An 18,408-nucleotide genomic window follows, 5' to 3' on the forward strand; every position below is an offset into this window, starting at 1 on the left:
GTGTCCATCTGATGAACCCCTGATGACTTGATGAGGAATACCCGATGAACAACACCCTGATCCGCAACCTGACCCTGGCCACCACCCTGCTGAGTGGCGCCGCCATGGCAGCCCCCCTGACAGTGACCGTCTACAACCCGGGCGAGAAGGCCATCTTCCCTGTCTCCTCTTCCCTGGTGGCTGGTGACAAAGAGGCCATTCTGATCGATGCCCAGTTTGATGTGAAAAATGGCCAGGCGCTGGTCGACATGATCAAGCAAAGCGGCAAGCAGCTGACCACCGTCTATATCAGCGCGGGTGATCCCGACTTCTACTTCGGTCTGGAGCCCATCATGAAGGCGTTTCCGAAAGTCAAAGTCCTGGCGGACCAGCATGTGGTCGACCACATCAACAAGACCAAGGATGACAAGCTGACCTATTGGGGACCCATCTTGGGCGCAGGTGCACCCAAAGCTCTGACGGTACCGGAAGTGATGACCGCCTCTTACCTGACCCTCGAAGGCGAGAAGATCGAGATCAAGGAGATGAACACGCCGACCGCTTACCTGTGGGCGCCGTCCATCAAGACAGCATTGGGCGGTGTACCCGTCTACAGCGGCGTGCACGTCTGGATGGCGGACAGCCAGACCAAGGAAGCCCGCGCTCACTGGGTGAAGACCCTCAACGAGCTGCTGGCCATGAAACCCGAGCGTGTGGTGCCGGGTCACTTCCTGGGGACTGCGCCCAAGGGTACCGAAGCCGTGACCTTCACCCGTGACTATGTCCAGCGCTTCGAGCAGGAGCTGGCCAAGTCCAAAAACTCCGGCGAGCTGATTGAAGGCCTGAAGAAAGCCTTCCCGTCCCTGCCGGTCGACGATGGTCTGGCCATAGGTGCCAAGGTCAACACCGGTGAAATGAAGTGGTAATTGCCTGACGCCTGCTTCCCTGTGTTTTTTACCGGGCCCTTGGGCCCGGTTTTTTTAGCCAAACAATCGAGAATGAATCACATGAACGAGACAAGCCTGCATTACGTATACGACCCCCTCTGCGGCTGGTGCTATGGCGCTGCCCCCTTGCTGCAAGCGGCGGCCGGGATCCCCGGTCTTCACATAGAGCTGCATGCCGGCGGCCTCTGGCTGGGCGAGCGTCGTCAGCCCATGGGTCAGGCCCTGCGTGACTACGTCCGCCCTCATGACGAGCGGATCCAGGCCTTGACTGGCCAGCCCTTCGGTGAGGGTTATTTCAACGACTTGCTGCTGCGCGATGGCCTGCTGCTCGACTCGGAGCAACCCATCCGCGCCATATTGGCGATGTCGACGTTGGGCGGCAATGGTCTGACCCTGCTGCACCGCATCCAGCAATCCCACTACCGCGACGGCATCTGGATCGGTTCCCTCGAGCACCTGAGCCGCCTGGCTGCGGAGCAGGGCATTGATACCGCGGCATTTGCAGATGCTTATCAGAACGTGGATCTGGCCGGCCATCTGGCAGCCAGCCAGGGCTGGATGCGCCGCCTCGGTGGGCAGGGCTACCCGACCCTGGGGTTGGTGCAAGGGGACAAGGTGACACCCTTGTCCGCCTCTTCCTTCCTGGGCGAGCCGGCGGCCTTTGCCCGCCAGATCCAGGCGGTGATGGGAAGCTGAAACCCCGTCTTTTCGGTTGGTGGGCGGGATGACAAGCAAACCCAGGCTGAGAGGGACAGATTTTTCCTACCCGCTTGATCCTCATGCTATCTGTGGGCATGACGATATATTGACTAGCGGATAGTTTGAAAATCATCCGCTTGCGATCATCGCGCTATGCTCTATGGGTGATGGCTCGGGAGTTCGGCTCCACGGGTTTGCGTCTAGCCGCCAAGGATACCAATCATGTTCAAAAATATGTCTATAGGTCAGAAGTTGAGTGCCGGCTTTGCCGTATTGGCCTTGCTGGTTCTGGGGTTGGCGTGGTTTTCCATCGCTCAGCTGTCACGCCTCTACGGTGATACTGAAACCATCTCCGGGAATTTGTTGCCATCGACCCGCTATGCCAGCCAGATGCATGTGGCCATTCTCGATGCTCGTCGCTCCGAGCTGGCTCAGGTCATCGGCGGCCTGAACAAGGATGCCCAGGAGGTCAGTGACCGCACCACCACCTTTAACAAGGCGAAGCAGGAGTTTGATGCGGCGGCGCAAAAATATGGCTCGCTGCCCTTCAGCACGGATGAAGAGCGGCAGACCTATGAGCAGTTGGTTGCTGCCGGTGCCAAATATTTCTCCGTGCATGAGGAGCTGGTGACGGCTTTCGCCAATGGCGACCTCGAACGGGTAAAAGGTTTGCGTAAAAACGAGACTCGTGTCGCCCTGGAAGAGGTGGGTTCCAAATCTTATCGTCTGCGCGAGATCAACAACGAAATTGCCGACGGCATGGTCAAATCGGTCGCCGAGCTTTACAGCAACTCGCGCAACATGAGCATCCTGGTGGGAGTGATGACGCTGGCGTTCGTCGTCGTCGTGGCCTGGTTGCTGACCGGCCAGATCCGCAATCCCGTCATGGCCTTGCTGGAGCAGACTCGCAAGGTCTCTGCCGGCGATCTGGCGACGCACCTCGACTTGAGACAGTTCAACAACGACGAGCTGGGCCAGCTGGCCAAAGGCTTTGGCGAGATGCAGAAAAACTTGCGCAACCTGGTCAGCGAGGTGTCCGGCTCAGTTGTACAGCTCAGCTCGGCGGCGGAAGAGATCAGCGCCGTGGCCCGTCAGTCTGCCAACAATATGAACAGCCAGCAGCATGAGTTGAACCAGCTGGCGACCGCCATGAACGAGATGCAGGCCACGGTGCAGGAGGTGTCCCGCAATACCAGCGATGCAGCCAGTGCTGCCAGTGCCGCCAGCAGCACGGCCGAGCTGGGGGCTCGCACCGTCAACGACTCCATCAAGCGTATTGAACAGGTGGCCGGTGCCATCGAAAGTACCGCCGTGGTGATCCGCCAGCTCGGTGATGACAGCCGCAACATCGGCATGGTGCTGGAGGTGATCCGCGGGATCGCAGAGCAGACCAACCTGCTCGCGCTCAACGCCGCCATCGAGGCGGCCCGGGCCGGTGAACAGGGTCGTGGTTTCGCCGTGGTGGCCGATGAGGTGCGTACCCTGGCGAAACGGACTCAGGATTCCACCTCCCAGATCAACACCATCATTGCCGAACTGCAGCAGCGGGCCGAACAGGCCGGCACCACCATGCAGCAGAGCCAGGACATGATGAACTCCACAGTGAGCACGGCGCGGGAGGCGGGAGCGTCCATTTCCGAGATCAGCGGCTCTGTGGAGAGCATCTCCCACATGAACATACAGATCGCGACCGCGACCGAAGAGCAGGGCGCTGTGAGCGAAGAGCTCAACCGCAACGTGGTCAACATCAGCCATGCCTCGGAAGAGGTGGCGGCTGGAGCGACCCAGATGGCTCAGGCCTGCAACGACCTCAACCACCTGGCGACCCAGCTGCAGGAGATGGTACGTCGCTTCCGGGTGTAATGACGGTTTGACACTCGCCGCTTGAGCGGGCCCGGATCCTGGATCCGGGCCCGTTTTGTTTTTCCATCCACCCCTCTTTTTCCATTCAGTCACCATCCCTTGTCCCTCCTGTCTTTCTTGGGCATGCTAATGGCCCAATTGGTTGGCAGGATTCTGGATGTATGAACCTTCGCGATCTCGAGTATTTGGTGGCATTGGAAGAGGAGAAGCACTTTCGCAAGGCGGCGGAGCGCTGCTTCGTCAGCCAGCCGACCCTGAGCGGCCAGCTGCGCAAGCTGGAGGACGAGCTGGGGGTGATCCTGATCGAGCGCACCTCCCGCAAGGTGCTGTTTACCCCGGCCGGTGACGCCATGGCCCATCAGGCCCGCAAGGTGCTAAAAGAGGTGCGTGAGCTCAAGAGCATAGGCCAGCACTTCGCCGAACCCATGTCCGGCGAGATCCATATCGGTTTCATTCCCACCGTCGGTCCCTATCTGCTGCCCCACATCATCCAGGATCTGCGCGAGCATTTTCCCAAGCTGGAGTTCTATCTCTATGAGGAGCAGACCCAGGTGCTGCTCAAGCGGCTGGAGGAAGGGGAGCTGGATTGTCTCATCCTCGCCGAACTTGAGGGGATGGAAGGGTTTGGCTCGATTCCCCTCTATCAGGAGCCCATGTGGCTGGCTGTACCGCAGCATCACCCGGAAGCCAGGGCCAAGTCGGTACCGCTCAGCAATCTCAAGGGCAAGAAACTGCTGATGCTGGCCGATGGCCACTGTCTGCGGGATCAGGCGATGGGGTTCTGCTTCGCCGCGGGTATCGGTGAGGATCAGCGCTTCAAGGGCACCAGCCTGGAGACGTTGCGCAACATGGTCGCCGCGGGCAGCGGCATGACGCTGGTGCCCAAACTGGCCGTGCCTGCCAATGCGGAGGAAGGGGGCGTCAGCTATCGCCCCGTGATCGACCCGGTGCCGGGCCGTGCCATCTCGTTGCTCTATCGCCACTACTCGGTACGCAGGCCCTGCTTCAACGAGCTGGCTGCCCGCATCTCCAGCCTGATGAAGAGCCTGCTCGGTTGATATTTACGAAGCAGAAAAAGAAAACCGGCGCCTTGGCGCCGGTTTTTTTATCTTGAGCTGTCGCTTAGAAGATGTCGTCGGTAGATACGGGCCCGTCAGTGGGCGAGCCGTCGCCGCCATACACCTGATTCCCGTCCGAGCTCTGGGTCGCATAGCGGGTCGGCTCAGTGCCTTCCTTGAAGAACTCCTCAGTGCTGCTGCCGTCGGTGCGATTGGTCAGCAGACCGGTCTCGCGATCGATCCGTACCGTGATGATCCCCTCGGGTACCGGCATCTTGCGCTCGGGCACCTGCTTGAGCGCCGTCTTCATGAAGTCGATCCAGATAGGCTGGGCCGCGCCGCCGCCGAACTCGGCCCGGCCAAGACCCCGCTGGTGGTTGTCAAAACCTATCCAGGAGGTGGCGACCAGGTTCGGCGTGTAACCGGAGAACCAGGCATCACGGGATTCGTTGGTGGTCCCCGTCTTGCCGGAGATGTCGTGACGCTTGAGGTCGCGAGCCGCCCGCCAGCCGGTACCGCGCCAGCCGTTGCCACCCCAGATGGCTGTGGTCAGGGTATCCGTGACCAGGAAGGTGCTCTGGGCACTGATGGTCTGTGGTGCCATGTTGTTGGGCACGACAGGATCGATCGGGCACTGGGCCTTCCAGTCGCCGCCGGTATTGGCGTAGGCATCGGCACTGTCGAGACCGGCCGCGGCCAGCACGCCGCAATCACGACAGGCGGCGGCAGGGTTGGCCTGGTACAGGGGCTCCCCGAAGCTGTCGGTCACGTCCGTGATGAAATAGGGGGTCACCTGGAAGCCGCCGTTGGCCATGACGGAATAACCGCGCACCACTTCCAGCGGGGTGAATTCGGCGGCGCCCAGCGCCAGCGATTCATTGCGGGATATGGTGTCGCGTGCGAACCCGAAGCGGGTCAGGCCGTCGATATAGGTATCCAGACCGATGGCACGCATCAGTCGCACCGACATCACGTTCTTGGACTTGGCAAGACCGAGCCGCAGCGAGGTGGGACCTTCGTAGATGGCCGGGGAGTTCTTGGGCTGCCACATGGGGCCCTTGGAGGGGTCCCACTGGTTGATCGGCGCATCATTGATGAGGGAAGCCAGGGTATAGCCCTGCTCCAGCGCGGTGGCATAGAGGAAGGGCTTGATGTTGGAGCCTATCTGACGGCGCGCCTGATCGACCCGGTTGAATTTGGACAGCTCGAAGCTGAAGCCGCCGACCAGGGCCTCGATGGCACCATCCTGCGGGTTCATGGCCACCAGGGCGGCGTTGACCTCGGGGATCTGGGAGAGCAGCAGCTCTTCACCCTTCTCCCGCACCCAGATTTGGGCGCCGACTTTCAGCATGTCGTGGGCGGAGCGGGGGGCGAAGCCCTGGCGATCATCGGTGATGAAGGCGCGAGCCCATTTGATGCCGTTCCAGCCGAGTTCTGCCTGCTTGCCATTTTTCAGCACCAGGGTCGCACTCTTGTCACCCAGCTTGGTGACCACGGCGGCCATCAGGGGCTCGTAAGTGGGTTGCTTGGCCAGGTGCGCCATGATCTGGTCGTAATCCCAGTCGGCTTCTCCCGCTTTCCACAGCTGGGCTGTCGTGCCACGGTAGCCATGACGGGTATCGTAGTCGAACACGCCATCCAGCAGGGCCAGACGGGCGGCACGCTGGCGCTTGGCAGTGACTGTGGTGTAGACGTGCAGGCCCATGGTGTAGGCGTCTTCACCAAACTGCTCCACCATCTTCTGGCGCACCATCTCCCCCAGGTAAGGGGCATTGAGGGTGATCTCGGCGCCGTGATAGCGGGCCTTGATCGGCATCTTGGAGGCCTCGTCATACTGAGCCTGGGTGATCTTGCCGGTTTCCAGCATGCGACCCAGCACCACGTTGCGGCGGGCGAAGGCACGCTCCGGTGAACGGATCGGGTTCAACATGGACGGTGCCTTCGGCAGGCCGGCTATGATGGCGATCTCGTCCAGAGTCAGGTCTTTGACCTCTTTGCCGAAGTAGACCTGAGCGGCGGCGCCTATCCCGAACGCGCGGTAACCGAGCGGTATCTTGTTGAGGTAGAGCTGCAGTATCTCGTCCTTGGAGAGATTCTGCTCGATACGCCAGGCCAGGAACACTTCCTTGACCTTGCGCACTATGGTCTTCTCATTGCTCAGGAAGAAGTTGCGGGCGACCTGCTGGGTGATGGTACTGGCGCCCTGACGGGCATGGCCGGAGACGGCCCAGACGGTGGCGGCTCGAATGATACCGATCGGGTCTATTCCCGGGTGCTCATAGAAGCGGGCATCCTCGGTCGCGAGCACGGCATCTATCATGGACTGGGGAATTTCATCCAGACGCAGCGGGATGCGACGAATTTCGCCAAATTGGGAGATCAATTCCCCATCCCGGCTGTACACCTTCATCGGGGTGGCCAGCTTGACATCGCGCAGCGCGGTCACATCGGGCAACTGGGGCTTGATGTAGAAGTAGATGCCGATGAGGCTGGCAACACCCAGCACTGCACCCAGCATCATGACAATAAACAGGCGTACGAGCCATTTCAGCATGGAAGAACTACCAATCGTCTTAAAATTAGCCAACGGGCGCAGAGTATAGCCCTTTTGCCTCCGGGAATTCGAGGTTTTCCTGTCAGCAGTCAGGCTCCTCGAGAAGAGGCGGGAGGTTAGCATTCTGCGGCTCAATAACCAAGGGGAGGCGGGGGCGGCAAGAAAGCGAGATGCATCACTTTTCGGTGTAAACTTTATGACATTGATAGATAGAGCATTTAGGATGAGTTAAGTCATCATCATCTGATTAGCTGTCCTACAATCAATCCTAAAACCCAATAACGCATGGATGTGTATATGTTTGGGCTATTCAATAAAGGTTCCCTGCTTCCTCTGGCGGGTATTGATTTTGGGAGCCAGACCATCAAGGCTGTCACTATCACCGGGCGCCCCGGCAAGCTGCATTTTGAATCTGTGGCCGAAGTGGCGACCCCCAAGGGCACCCTGGTCGATTATCAGCTGCAGGATATCGAACGGGTCAGCCAGTCTCTCAAGGCCCTCAAGCGCCTCATCTCTGGCAACAGCCAGTACGTGGCGACGGCCGTCACCGGTTCCAATGTGATCACCAAAGTCATTCAGGTTGATGCCAGCCTGGGTGAGAACGAGCTGGAAAATCAGGTCCAGATGGAGGCCGAACAGCTCATCCCCTTCCCCCTCGATGAAGTGAGCCTGGATTTTGAGATCCTCGGCAAGGTCAACGATCAGGATCGCCAGGAGGTACTGCTGAGCGCCGCCCGTACCGAGAGCGTGAGCGGTCGGGTCACGGCACTGTCCGAAGCCGAGATGACCACCAAGGTAGTGGATGTGGGGGCTCATGCTCTGGGCCGCGCCGTCCTCGCCTGTCTGCCTGATTTGCTTGCCTGGGAAAAGCCGGTTGGCGTTATCGATATCGGCGCCAGTGCCATGACCTTTGCCGCCCTGGTCAAGGGCGAGGTGATCTACTCCCGTCTGCAGAATTTCGGCGGTGATCAATACAGCCAGGCATTGGCCTCTTTCTACAACCTGTCGCTGGATGATGCAGAGCAGGCCAAGCTGCAGGGCAAATTACCGGTCGACTACGAGCTGGATGTGCTGCTGCCACACATTAATGCCTTGCTGCAGCAAGTCAGGCGCAACGTTCAGCTGTTTTGCAGCTCCTCCGGACACAGGGAGCTCTCCAAGCTGGTGCTGACTGGCGGTGGCAGCCTGCTACCCGGGCTGGTCGCCCAGGTCGGCAATGAACTCAATTGTGAAGTATTGCATCCCGATCCCTTCGCCCTGTTTGGCAAACCCAAAGGGGAGGGGGGGCTTGCCCATGGTGCCAAGTACATGACGGCGCTGGGTCTGGCATTGAGGAGCTTCACGCCATGTCAAATATAAACCTACTCCCCTGGCGCGAAGCCAGAGCTCAGCGACAGAAGAAACAGTTCGGGGTCATGCTCGGGATTTTCCTGGCGATCACCGCTTCCCTCGGCTTTGCCGCCGACTGGCTGGTGGAGCAGCAGATCAGTCATCAACAGCAGCGCAATCAACGCTTGCAGCAGGAGATGACCATACTCGACGCACAGCTCGGCGAGATCCGCTTGCTCAAAGAGAGGCGCAAGGAGCTGATCGATCGCATGCAACTGATCGAGCATCTGCAGATGCGCCGCAATCTGCCGGTTCGGCTGTTCAACCAGTTGCCCTCGCTGGTACCCAACGGCGTGTATCTGAACACGCTGGCCTTGCAAGACAACCGGATCGACGTCAACGGCAAGACCGAGGCCTATGGCCGGGTTGCCAGCATGATGCGACGCATCGATGGCTCCGGCTGGCTGGGGCAGTCACAGATCAGCACGATTTTTGCGGCCGACGTTGCGCCTGTCTCGCTGAGCCAGTTCTCCATGATGTTCCAGGTCGCAGCTGCGGCTGGCGCCACCGTCGATGCGGTTAAGGGGCAAGAATGAACCTGCAACAGCTCAATGAACTGGATCTCAACAACATTGCCGGCTGGCCCAAGTTGGCCAAGGGCATTTTCATCCTGTTTTTCTGTGCCTTGCTGGGCGGCGCCATCTATTACTACGTGATTGCGCATTCATTGACCTTGTTGACCCAGGAAACCAACAAGGAGGCTGAACTGAAGGCGCAGTTCGAGAGCAAGGCGATGCTGGCGGCCAATCTGGGCGCATACAAGATACAGATGGTGCAGCTTGAGCAGTTGGTCGATACCCAGCTCAAACAGTTACCCAATACGCACGAGGTGGCCGGCTTGCTGGACGATATCAGCTTCATTGCGACCGACAATGGCCTCAAATTGAATCGCATCAACTGGGAGCCCGAGATAAAGCACGAGTTTTCCACCGAACTGCCCATGCGGATCGAGGTAGTGGGCACCTACCATGAGATTGGCAAGTTCACGGCCGACATGGCGGCACTGCCGCGGATCGTCATCCTGGAGTCGTTCACCTTGGGTCAGAGCAAGGAGCCGGACGAGATGATCGGCATGTCGATGCTGGCCAAGACCTACAAGTACAACGGCAAGACAGTGGGGCAGAAAAAATGAGAATGATCTGCGTACTGTTGCCCGTCTGTCTGCTGACAGCCTGCGGTGGGCAGGATGACATGGATAATTATGTGGCTCAGACCAAGGCCAGACAGCCTGTGCCTATCGAGCCGCTGCCTGAAATCAAACCCTTTTCGCCCATGGCCTATCACCTCAGCGATCAGCGCAGCCCCTTCATTGCGCCCCAGCCAGAGGCCAGCAGCGCCAAGGTGGATGCCAAGGTGAAACCGGATTGTGCCCAGATAGTCGCCAACAGAGAGAAGGAAGTGTTGGAGAGCTATTCACTGGCCAGCCTGATCATGCAGGGCTCGCTCGGCAAGCAGGGCCAGTTGTGGGCCTTGATCCGGACGCCGGATGGCCAATCCGTCCGGGTGGGTCTGAACCAACATATGGGACTGGATCAGGGTCGGGTGATCAGGATCACTGACACTTACGTGGATTTGATTGAGACAATACCGGATGGAAAAGGATGCTGGGTCACCAGAGAAACCCAGTTGGGCATGGCCAATCTTGAAGCAAAACGATAATCAGGGATGACTGCGATGAGAACAACAATCGGTACTGTAACCAGAGTTGCCCTGCTGTTTTGCGCCGGAGCATGGAGCCAGGCCTGGGCTGTGGCCACCTTGCAAGAGGTGAAGGTGAATCCGCTGATGGCCGACCAGCTGTTGCTGGAGTTGAGCTTCAGTGAACCGGTAAGCGGTTTTACCGACCGGCTATCCTATGAGCCCAATCAGCTGTTGCTGCATGTGCCGGGAGCCGTGGGGGCACTCAATGTCAATCCGCTTCCCATCAAGCAGCAGGGTGTCGATAACCTCAAGGTCGAGGGCAAGGGCGCCGGGCTCGACATCAAGATAGCGCTCGATCAATTGACCCCTTATCAGGTGCACCAGCAGGGCAACAAGTTGCTGGTCGCTCTGGGAGAAAAGGCAACCATGCCGCTGCCGGCTTCGACCCAGTCGGTTGGTATGGTCTCATCACCAGCGGCTTCGCCCGCTTTTGTCAATCCTCAACCTGTGGTGCAATCAGCCCTGATTAACACCCAGCTGGTCGCCCAGTCAGCCCCGGTGGCAGCACCAGTGGCCAGTAAACCCGTCTTGCCTGCGGCTCAAACCGGGGCGAGCGGCGCCTATTTTAACTCCGTCAAGGGGGTAGATTTCAGACGTGGCAAGGAGGGGCAGGGGGAGTTCCTGGTCACGCTGGACAACAGCTCGGCGGCAGTCGATGTCAGCAGCCGTGGCCAGACAGTGCTGGCCAAGTTCCATGGTACCAGGGTGCCGGACGACCTGCTCAATCTAATCAATGTGCAGGACTTTGCCACCCCCGTCTCCCAGGTGGAGGTGTTCCGTCAGGGCAATGACACCCTGTTCGAGCTCTCCATCAACGGCCAGTTTGATTATCGCTACGATCAGGCGGACAAGACGTTCATCGTCGAGGTGAAAAAACGCACCGCAGTGACCGCTGGCAAGCAGTATCAGGGCAAGCCGATTTCGCTGAACTTCCAGGACATCCCGGTGCGCACCGTGCTGCAGCTCATCGCCGATTTCAACAACCTAAACCTGGTCACCACGGACTCGGTGTCGGGCAATATCACGCTGCGGCTTGATGGCGTGCCTTGGGAGCAGGCACTGGACATCATCCTCAAGGTGAGAGGGCTGGATAAACGACTGGATAACAACATTCTGCTGGTGGCGCCGGCAGAAGAGATAGCCGCCCGCGAGAAGCAGCAGCTGGAGAGTCGCAATCAGGTCGCCGATCTGGCACCCCTCTATACCGAATACCTGCAGATCAACTATGCCAAGGCATCCGAGGTGGCGGCGCTGCTCTCCTCCGAAAGCACCAAGCTGCTCTCTTCCAAGGGGGCCGTAAGTGTCGATGAGCGGACCAACGTGCTGGTGGTCAAGGATACGGCAGATGTCATCAGCAACATCAAGCGCATGCTGGACATTCTGGACATTCCGGTCAAACAGGTGGTGATCGAAGCGCGCATGGTGACCATAGATGATGGTTTCGACGAGGCGCTCGGGGTGCGTTGGGGGGTGACCAAGAACGACGGTCACGGCAACAGCACGTCAGGTACCATCGAAGGCAATGACGGCTCCGGCAATAACAACGGCGGTTCGGCCATCACCCGTCCCGGGGTGGATGACAGATTGAACGTCAATCTGCCGGTGACCAATGCCGCTGGCACCCTGGCATTCCAGGTGGCCCGCCTGGCAGATGGCACCCTGCTGGACCTCGAGCTGTCGGCGCTGGAAAAAGAGAGCAAGGCTGAAATCATCGCCAGCCCCCGTGTTACCACCGCCAACCAGAAACCGGCGCTGATCGAGCAGGGTACCGAGATCCCCTATGTGGAGTCCTCCTCCAGTGGTGCCACCTCGGTCACCTTCAAGAAGGCAGTATTGAGCCTCAAGGTCACGCCGCAAATCACGCCGGACAACCGGGTTATCCTGGATCTGACCGTGACCCAGGATACCAAGGGCGAGACGGTACCAACCGGTACCGGTGATGCCGTCTCCATCAATGCCCAGTCCATCACCACCCAGGTGCTGGTCAACAATGGCGAGACCCTGGTGCTTGGCGGCATCTATCAACAGACCATCAAGAGCGACGTCAGCAAGGTGCCTCTGCTCGGTGATATCCCGGGTCTTGGCGTGTTGTTTCGCAAGACAACCAGCGAGAATAAAAAGCGGGAATTGCTGATTTTCGTGACGCCGAAGATAGTCACCGACGCCTTCTGAATGCTTTACATGTGAGGGTAAAACACATATAACCTTACGCCCCAATGAGGCTGGGGCGTAAGGGCTGCGGTTGCCAGTCCCGATTTCTATTGAGATAATCCCCCTCCTGATCCATCGCAAGACAAGGTTCATAGGTACCCCGATCGAGTGTTTGTCGGGGTCGTACAGTTTGTAATTACTAATGAAAAGACATGGCTGAGAAACGCAATATTTTCCTGATAGGTCCCATGGGTGCGGGCAAGAGCACCATAGGTAGACATCTGGCAGAACAACTGCATATGGAGTTTTTCGACTCAGATCATGAGATTGAGCGCCGCAGTGGTGCCGATATCGGCTGGGTGTTCGATGTTGAAGGCGAAGAGGGTTTCCGGATCCGCGAAGAGAAGGTCATAGGCGACCTTTCAGAACAGCAGGGTATCGTGCTGGCGACGGGTGGCGGTGCCATCAAGAGCCGTGAAACACGGAACAAGCTCTCTGCTCGCGGTATCGTGGTGTACCTCGAAACAACGATTGAAAAGCAGCTGGCGCGCACACAAAGAGACAAGCGCCGCCCACTGCTGCAAACCGAAGAGCCGCCGCGCGAAGTACTCGAGCGTCTGGCACAAGAGCGCAATGCACTGTATGAAGAAGTGGCTGACTTTGTCATCCAGACTGATGATCAGAGCGCTAAAGTTGTTGCTAATCAAATTGTTAAGTTGATTGGCATGTAATCTAGAGGACGTCCATGGAAAGGTTGAAGGTCGAACTGGGTGAACGCAGTTATCCCATCGAGATAGCGGCGGGTCTGTTGCAGCATGCAGAGGTGCTGACACAAACCATCAAGGGCAAGCGGGTCATGATAGTGACCAATACCGTTGTCGCACCCTTGTATCTTGAGCGGATTATCCAGTTGCTGTCCGGTTTTCAGGTTGAACACCTGATCCTGCCGGATGGTGAAGCCTACAAGACCCTGGCAACCTTCGAGCGGATCATGTCTGCTCTGCTGGAAACCAACCATGGTCGGGACACTACACTGATCGCCCTGGGGGGCGGTGTGATAGGGGATGTTGTCGGCTTTGCTGCGGCAAGCTACCAACGTGGCATTCCTCTTATTCAAGTGCCTACCACACTGCTCTCCCAGGTTGATTCCTCCGTCGGCGGCAAGACCGCCGTCAATCATCCCCTCGGCAAGAACATGATTGGGGCCTTCTATCAGCCCAAGCATGTGGTCATCGACACCGAATGCCTCAAGACCCTGCCTGCCCGTGAATTTGCCGCCGGCATGGCCGAGGTCATCAAGTACGGCATCATCTGGGACGCCGAATTCTTCTCTTGGCTCGAAACCAACATGTCCCGTCTGCAGGCGCTGGAACCGGCTGCCCTGGCGTATGCCATTCGTCGCTGCTGCGAGATCAAGGCCGATGTGGTGGGGCAGGACGAGACTGAGCACGGTGTGCGTGCCCTGTTGAACCTGGGCCACACCTTTGGTCACGCCATCGAGGCCGAGAAAGGCTACGGCAACTGGCTGCACGGCGAAGCCGTTGCCGCAGGCATGATGCTGGCCGCATTCACGGCCGAGGCGCGTGGCGAGCTGGATAAGCGGCAGGTCGCTCGTATCCGCGATCTGTTGCTGGCCGCGAATCTGCCGGTACAAGCCCCGGCCGAGATGGATTTCGATGCCTTCATTCGCCATATGCGGCGTGACAAGAAGGTACTGGAAGGCAAGCTGCGACTGGTGCTGCCGGTCGGTATTGGTCATGCACAGGTGGTGGCCGATGTCTCTGATGCTGAATTGTTGGCGGTGATCGAGTCTGGTCGTGAGTAATAATAAACTGCTTAAGCTTCCTTCCCAGCGGCAGCTGGTTGACCGGCTGCTGCACCTGATTGAATTCAATCACCCCTTTATTTTCCTCTGTGGCAAGCACGGCAGTGGTCGCGGCACCCTGTGTGAATCTCTGCTCGGCGCCCTGCCCGAAAAAGTACGGGTGGTGAGCCTGATTGGCAGCTCTGCCATGAAGATGGCGGACGTGCGCCAGTTGCTGTTGCCGCAGGTGGTGGCAAGGCCGCTGTTCAATCCACAGGATGCGCTGGCCGACAGCTTCTTTCGCATGCTGGAAGGCAAACCTGCCACCCTGCTGCTGCTGATCGAACGCGCCGACGAGTTGCCCGCCGAGCTGGTCGGCGAGCTGTGGAGCCTCTGTCGTCACAACGATACCCTGACCGTGCCCCATCAGCTGGCCATAGTGCTCTCCGGCAGTGACGTCTGGTGTCGCAACCAGAAGGCGCAGCTGAAAGGGCGGGCCATGCCGGCACTGGAGCTGGAAGTCGCGCCACTGAGCGCGCCAGAGCAACGTATCTTCTTGTATGAGAAAGCCAAAGAGCTCAAGATCCCGACAGCCCTCTTGCCCAAGCTGAAAGTGGAAGAGATCCTGAAAGCGGCAAATGGACATCCGTCCACCATCATGCAGTTACTGGAGGATATCATGACCGACAGAAGGCCCAAGAAGCGTCAGGCCGAGTTGCCCGTCAAGAAGATTGCGACCGTGCTGGCACTGGTTGCCGCCGGTTTGCTGGCTCTGAGCTATCTGCTGCCAGCCCTGTTCAACAGTGAGAGCCAAAGCACTGCGCTGGAGCCTGCGCAAACCACCGCCTTGCCTATTCCCGTGTCGGGTGGGGATCCGCTGACCATAGGCGGCAGTAACACCAGCCAGAATGGCAATCAGAACGCAACCCATGATGGCGGCGCTGGCAATCCTGGCGGTGTGGTGCGCGATTGGCAGCCGGATGCCAAGGTGTTGCCCAAGGCGGTCGAGAGCGAGACTGTGACCACGGAATCGACCAACTACGAGGGACGCCGGGTGGTGATCTCAGATGAAGTGGTCGAGAAACTGATGAAGCAGCCCGATGTCAGCGGTGCCTTGCCCACGGCCGTGGTGGATGAGCTGACCGGTGCCGGTTCCCAGGCCGTTGCGACTCAGGTTGCCCAGGCTCAGAATGCATCGACCCAGGGCCTGCTTGCCAAGCCGGCCACTGCGCCCAAGACCCAGAGCACCTCGGTTGCAACCAAACCGGCGGTCAAGCCAGCCGTGGTTGAACCCGTGGCGGCCCCCTCACCCAAGGTGGCATTGACGCCGGCGGCGACCCTGAACAAGAAGCCCAGGAATCATTACAGCGTCCAGCTGATGGGGGCGAGCAACACCAAGGCCGTCGACAAGTTCGTGGCCGAGCATGCGCTGGCTGGCAATATCTGGGTTTACAAAACCCAGTTCCGTGGCAGCCCCTGGTACGTGGTACTGCAAGGGGATTATGCCAACGCTGCCCAGGCCAAGGCCGCCATTCGCAAGCTCTCGCCCGCCCTGCTCAAGGGTCAGCCCTGGCCCAAGTCGTTTGCTCAGGTACAAAAAGAGTTGAAGCAATAGCCATTGCGCCCGGTAAGGGGGTAGAATCGTCCCCCTTTTTTGGTCGATGCCTTCTTAACACCGGATTTCCATGAAAAAAACACGCGCTTTTTTAAAATGGGCCGGGGGAAAATACTCCCTGGTTGAAGAGATTGCCGAGCGCTTGCCGGCCGGGCGTGTGTTGCTGGAGCCCTTCGTCGGGGCCGGGTCCGTGTTTCTCAACACCGACTACGACGCCTATGTGCTCAACGACATCAATCCGGATCTGATCTGCCTTTACAACCATCTCAAGCTGACGCCTGACCGATTCATCGCCGAGGCGCGCAAGCTGTTTGTAGCCGAGCACAATCACAAGGCGGCCTACTATCGGCTGCGTACCCAGTTCAACCAGACCGAGACCACCTTCGAGCGGGCGCTGCTGTTCCTGTTTCTCAACCGTCACGGCTTCAATGGTTTGTGCCGCTATAACAAGAAGGGCGGCTTCAACGTGCCATTCGGTTCCTACAAGAAGCCCTACTTCCCGGAGAAAGAGCTGTGGGCTTTTGCCGAGAAGGCGCAGAAGGCGACCTTCATCTGCGAAAGCTATGCTGATGCCATCAAGCGTGCCGAACCGGACTGGGTGATCTACTGCGATCCCCCCTATGCGCCGCTCTCCACCACGGCGAGCTTCACTACCTATTCCGCAGGCGGCTTCACCCTGGATGATCAGGCCATACTGGCGCGGCTGGCCCGTCACACGGCGGCCCGCAAGGGGGTGCCCGTGCTCATCAGCAACCACGACATAGAGCTGACCCGCGAGCTCTACCGTGGTGCGCGACTGGACGAGATCCTGGTCAAGCGCACCATCAGCCGCAACGGCGGCAGCCGCAACAAGGTGGCCGAGCTGCTGGCGCTCTACCCGCCCGGTATCGAGCCGGAGCAGGGTTACTACCCCAGCGACGCCGAGCTTGTCTCACTCGGCTGACCTTCTGGCGGCACCTTTGGGTGCCGCCGCTGTTTCTGCCCGTTGCTATCCTTGTGTTCGCATCGTTTTCGCCGGACATGGCTGGTAAAGCTGGCGGCCTATTTTTTCCTCCCCGTGTATGAGGCGTTTTTATCGGATATGGGCGGTAAAGCGGGCGGCCCGTTTTTTCCTCCCCGTGTATGGGGTGTTTTCATCGGATATGGGCGGTAAAGCTGGCGGCCCGTTTTTTCCTCCCCGTGTATGGGGTGTTTTCATCGGATATGGGCGGTAAAGCCGCGGGCCCGTTTTTTCCTCCCCGCGTTCGGGTCGTTTTCATCGGATATTTGCGGTAAAATTGCGCCGCTTTTTCTGCCCGCTAGCCAATGGATGACGCTGATGAAAGACTTTCTGATTGCCCCCTCGATCCTTTCCGCCGATTTCGCCCGTCTGGGCGATGATGTCGCCAGGGTGCTGACCGCCGGTGCCGACGTGGTGCATTTCGACGTGATGGACAACCACTATGTCCCCAACCTGACCATAGGCCCCATGGTCTGTCAGGCGCTGCGCGACTATGGCATAGAGGCGCTCATCGATGTGCACCTGATGGTCAAGCCGGTGGATCGCATAGTCCCGGACTTCGCCAAGGCGGGCGCCAATCTGATCACCTTCCACCCGGAAGCGTCCGATCACGTGGATCGCACCCTGGGCCTCATCAAGGAGCAGGGCTGCCAGGCGGGTCTGGTGCTGAACCCGGCGACGCCGCTCTCCTGCCTCGAGTTCGTGATGGACAAGCTGGATGTGATCCTGCTGATGTCGGTCAACCCGGGCTTCGGTGGTCAGAGCTTCATCCCCGGCACCCTCGACAAGCTGCGCCAGGTGCGTCGCCTGATCGACGAGAGTGGCCGTGACATTCGTCTCGAGATCGACGGCGGCGTCAAGGTCGACAACATTCGCGAGATAGCACAAGCCGGTGCCGACATGTTCGTGGCCGGTTCTGCCATCTTCAGCCAGCCGGACTACAAGGCAGTGATCGACCGGATGCGTGCGGAGCTTGCCCATGTCGAACGCTGAGCGTGATTTTGATCTGGTGCTGTTCGATCTGGACGGCACCCTGATCGACAGCGCCCCTCAACTGGCGCTGGCGGTCAACCGTACCCTCACCGAGCTGGGACTGGCCGAGGCCGACGAGGCCGTGGTACGTACCTGGGTCGGCAATGGCGCCGACAAGCTGATCCAGCGCGCGCTGGATTACCGCGAGGCCCCCGAGCTGTTTGCCAAGGCGCGCCCCCTGTTCGATCGGCATTATCAGGCCTGTCTGCTGGAAGGGTTGGCCATGTATGACGGGGTGGAGCAGAGCCTGCGCCGCCTGCAGAAGCTCGGTTACAAACAGGCCGTGGTGACCAACAAGCCGAGTCACTTCGTGCAGCCCATCCTGGATGCCCTCGGCATCGGTGACTGTTTCGCGCTCTGGCTGGGCGGCAACTGCGTGCCCGTTAAAAAACCCAGCCCGGATCCGCTGCTGCACGCCTGCCACGAGCTGGGCGTCAGCCCGTCGCGCACCCTGATGGTGGGCGACTCCGAGAATGACGTGCTGGCCGCTCAGGCCGCCGGCATGAAGGTGGTGGGACTGACCTACGGCTATAACTACGGCCGCCCCATCGCAGATTCCCGCCCGGACTGGGTATGCGAGCAGTTTGCCCAGCTCGATGCGCTGCTGGCCGAATAA

At 59.2% G+C, this 18,408-nt stretch carries 16 protein-coding genes; 15 read left to right on the plus strand and 1 reads right to left on the minus strand.

What is annotated here, in order from left to right; all coding sequences use genetic code 11:
- The first annotated feature begins 44 nt into the window (after positions 1-44).
- The 4 genes from ACM3N8_RS08600 to oxyR all read left to right on the plus strand — a co-directional run bounded on the left by ACM3N8_RS08600 (position 45) and on the right by oxyR (position 4,546).
- Entirely contained in the window at positions 45-905 is an 861-nt protein-coding gene (locus tag ACM3N8_RS08600) for a Vmh family MBL fold metallo-hydrolase (RefSeq protein WP_043555148.1), read from the plus strand.
- An 81-nt stretch (positions 906-986) separates the two neighbouring features.
- The gene (locus ACM3N8_RS08605; protein ID WP_416015983.1) at positions 987-1,622 is read left to right on the plus strand and encodes a DsbA family protein; all 636 of its coding nucleotides are present in this window, start codon (positions 987-989) and stop codon (positions 1,620-1,622) included.
- Between the two features lie 225 nt (positions 1,623-1,847).
- Positions 1,848-3,488, plus strand: a complete 1,641-nt coding sequence (locus ACM3N8_RS08610; RefSeq protein ID WP_416015984.1) for a methyl-accepting chemotaxis protein — start codon at positions 1,848-1,850, stop codon at positions 3,486-3,488.
- Positions 3,489-3,649: 161 nt separating this feature from the next.
- Complete coding sequence (gene oxyR, locus ACM3N8_RS08615) at positions 3,650-4,546, plus strand: DNA-binding transcriptional regulator OxyR (RefSeq protein ID WP_043135675.1); 897 nt, start codon at positions 3,650-3,652, stop codon at positions 4,544-4,546.
- A gap of 64 nt (positions 4,547-4,610) precedes the next feature.
- Here the strand turns inward: oxyR and ACM3N8_RS08620 are convergent, their stop codons facing one another.
- On the minus strand, positions 4,611-7,100 hold the full coding sequence (locus ACM3N8_RS08620; RefSeq protein WP_290017795.1) for a penicillin-binding protein 1A: 2,490 nt from the start codon (positions 7,098-7,100) through the stop codon (positions 4,611-4,613).
- Positions 7,101-7,385: 285 nt separating this feature from the next.
- Between ACM3N8_RS08620 and tapM the strand changes: the two genes are divergently transcribed.
- From tapM to ACM3N8_RS08675, 11 genes are all read left to right on the plus strand, one after another.
- Positions 7,386-8,459: a PilM family type IVa pilus assembly protein TapM gene (gene tapM, locus ACM3N8_RS08625; protein ID WP_290017793.1), complete on the plus strand. Its 1,074-nt coding sequence runs from the start codon at positions 7,386-7,388 to the stop codon at positions 8,457-8,459.
- Positions 8,447-9,025, plus strand: a complete 579-nt coding sequence (tapN, locus tag ACM3N8_RS08630) for a PilN family type IV pilus biogenesis protein TapN (RefSeq protein WP_043135670.1) — start codon at positions 8,447-8,449, stop codon at positions 9,023-9,025. The genes tapM and tapN overlap by 13 nt, the downstream gene beginning before the upstream one ends.
- Complete coding sequence (gene tapO / locus ACM3N8_RS08635) at positions 9,022-9,621, plus strand: PilO family type IV pilus biogenesis protein TapO (protein WP_103470993.1); 600 nt, start codon at positions 9,022-9,024, stop codon at positions 9,619-9,621. Before tapN ends, tapO begins: the two co-directional genes overlap by 4 nt.
- On the plus strand, positions 9,618-10,148 hold the full coding sequence (locus ACM3N8_RS08640; RefSeq protein ID WP_043135667.1) for a pilus assembly protein PilP: 531 nt from the start codon (positions 9,618-9,620) through the stop codon (positions 10,146-10,148). The genes tapO and ACM3N8_RS08640 overlap by 4 nt, the downstream gene beginning before the upstream one ends.
- Before the next feature lie 15 nt (positions 10,149-10,163).
- Entirely contained in the window at positions 10,164-12,362 is a 2,199-nt protein-coding gene (locus tag ACM3N8_RS08645) for a type IV pilus secretin PilQ (RefSeq protein ID WP_241278510.1), read from the plus strand.
- A 191-nt stretch (positions 12,363-12,553) separates the two neighbouring features.
- Complete coding sequence (gene aroK / locus ACM3N8_RS08650; RefSeq protein WP_005298388.1) at positions 12,554-13,072, plus strand: shikimate kinase AroK; 519 nt, start codon at positions 12,554-12,556, stop codon at positions 13,070-13,072.
- A gap of 14 nt (positions 13,073-13,086) precedes the next feature.
- Positions 13,087-14,166 carry a 3-dehydroquinate synthase gene (aroB, locus tag ACM3N8_RS08655; RefSeq protein ID WP_290017791.1) on the plus strand — a complete coding sequence of 360 codons (1,080 nt, stop codon included), beginning with the start codon at positions 13,087-13,089 and terminating at the stop codon, positions 14,164-14,166.
- A complete protein-coding gene (locus ACM3N8_RS08660) occupies positions 14,159-15,760 on the plus strand; it encodes an SPOR domain-containing protein (protein ID WP_290017790.1) in 1,602 nt (533 codons plus the stop codon). Before aroB ends, ACM3N8_RS08660 begins: the two co-directional genes overlap by 8 nt.
- 70 nt (positions 15,761-15,830) lie before the next feature.
- On the plus strand, positions 15,831-16,703 hold the full coding sequence (locus tag ACM3N8_RS08665) for a Dam family site-specific DNA-(adenine-N6)-methyltransferase (protein ID WP_043135660.1): 873 nt from the start codon (positions 15,831-15,833) through the stop codon (positions 16,701-16,703).
- A 375-nt stretch (positions 16,704-17,078) separates the two neighbouring features.
- On the plus strand, positions 17,079-17,753 hold the full coding sequence (gene rpe, locus ACM3N8_RS08670; RefSeq protein WP_353851968.1) for a ribulose-phosphate 3-epimerase: 675 nt from the start codon (positions 17,079-17,081) through the stop codon (positions 17,751-17,753).
- On the plus strand, positions 17,740-18,408 hold the full coding sequence (locus ACM3N8_RS08675) for a phosphoglycolate phosphatase (protein WP_290017788.1): 669 nt from the start codon (positions 17,740-17,742) through the stop codon (positions 18,406-18,408). The genes rpe and ACM3N8_RS08675 overlap by 14 nt, the downstream gene beginning before the upstream one ends.

The organism is Aeromonas sp. A04 (assembly GCF_047780465.1).
Lineage (GTDB): Bacteria > Pseudomonadota > Gammaproteobacteria > Enterobacterales > Aeromonadaceae > Aeromonas > Aeromonas bestiarum.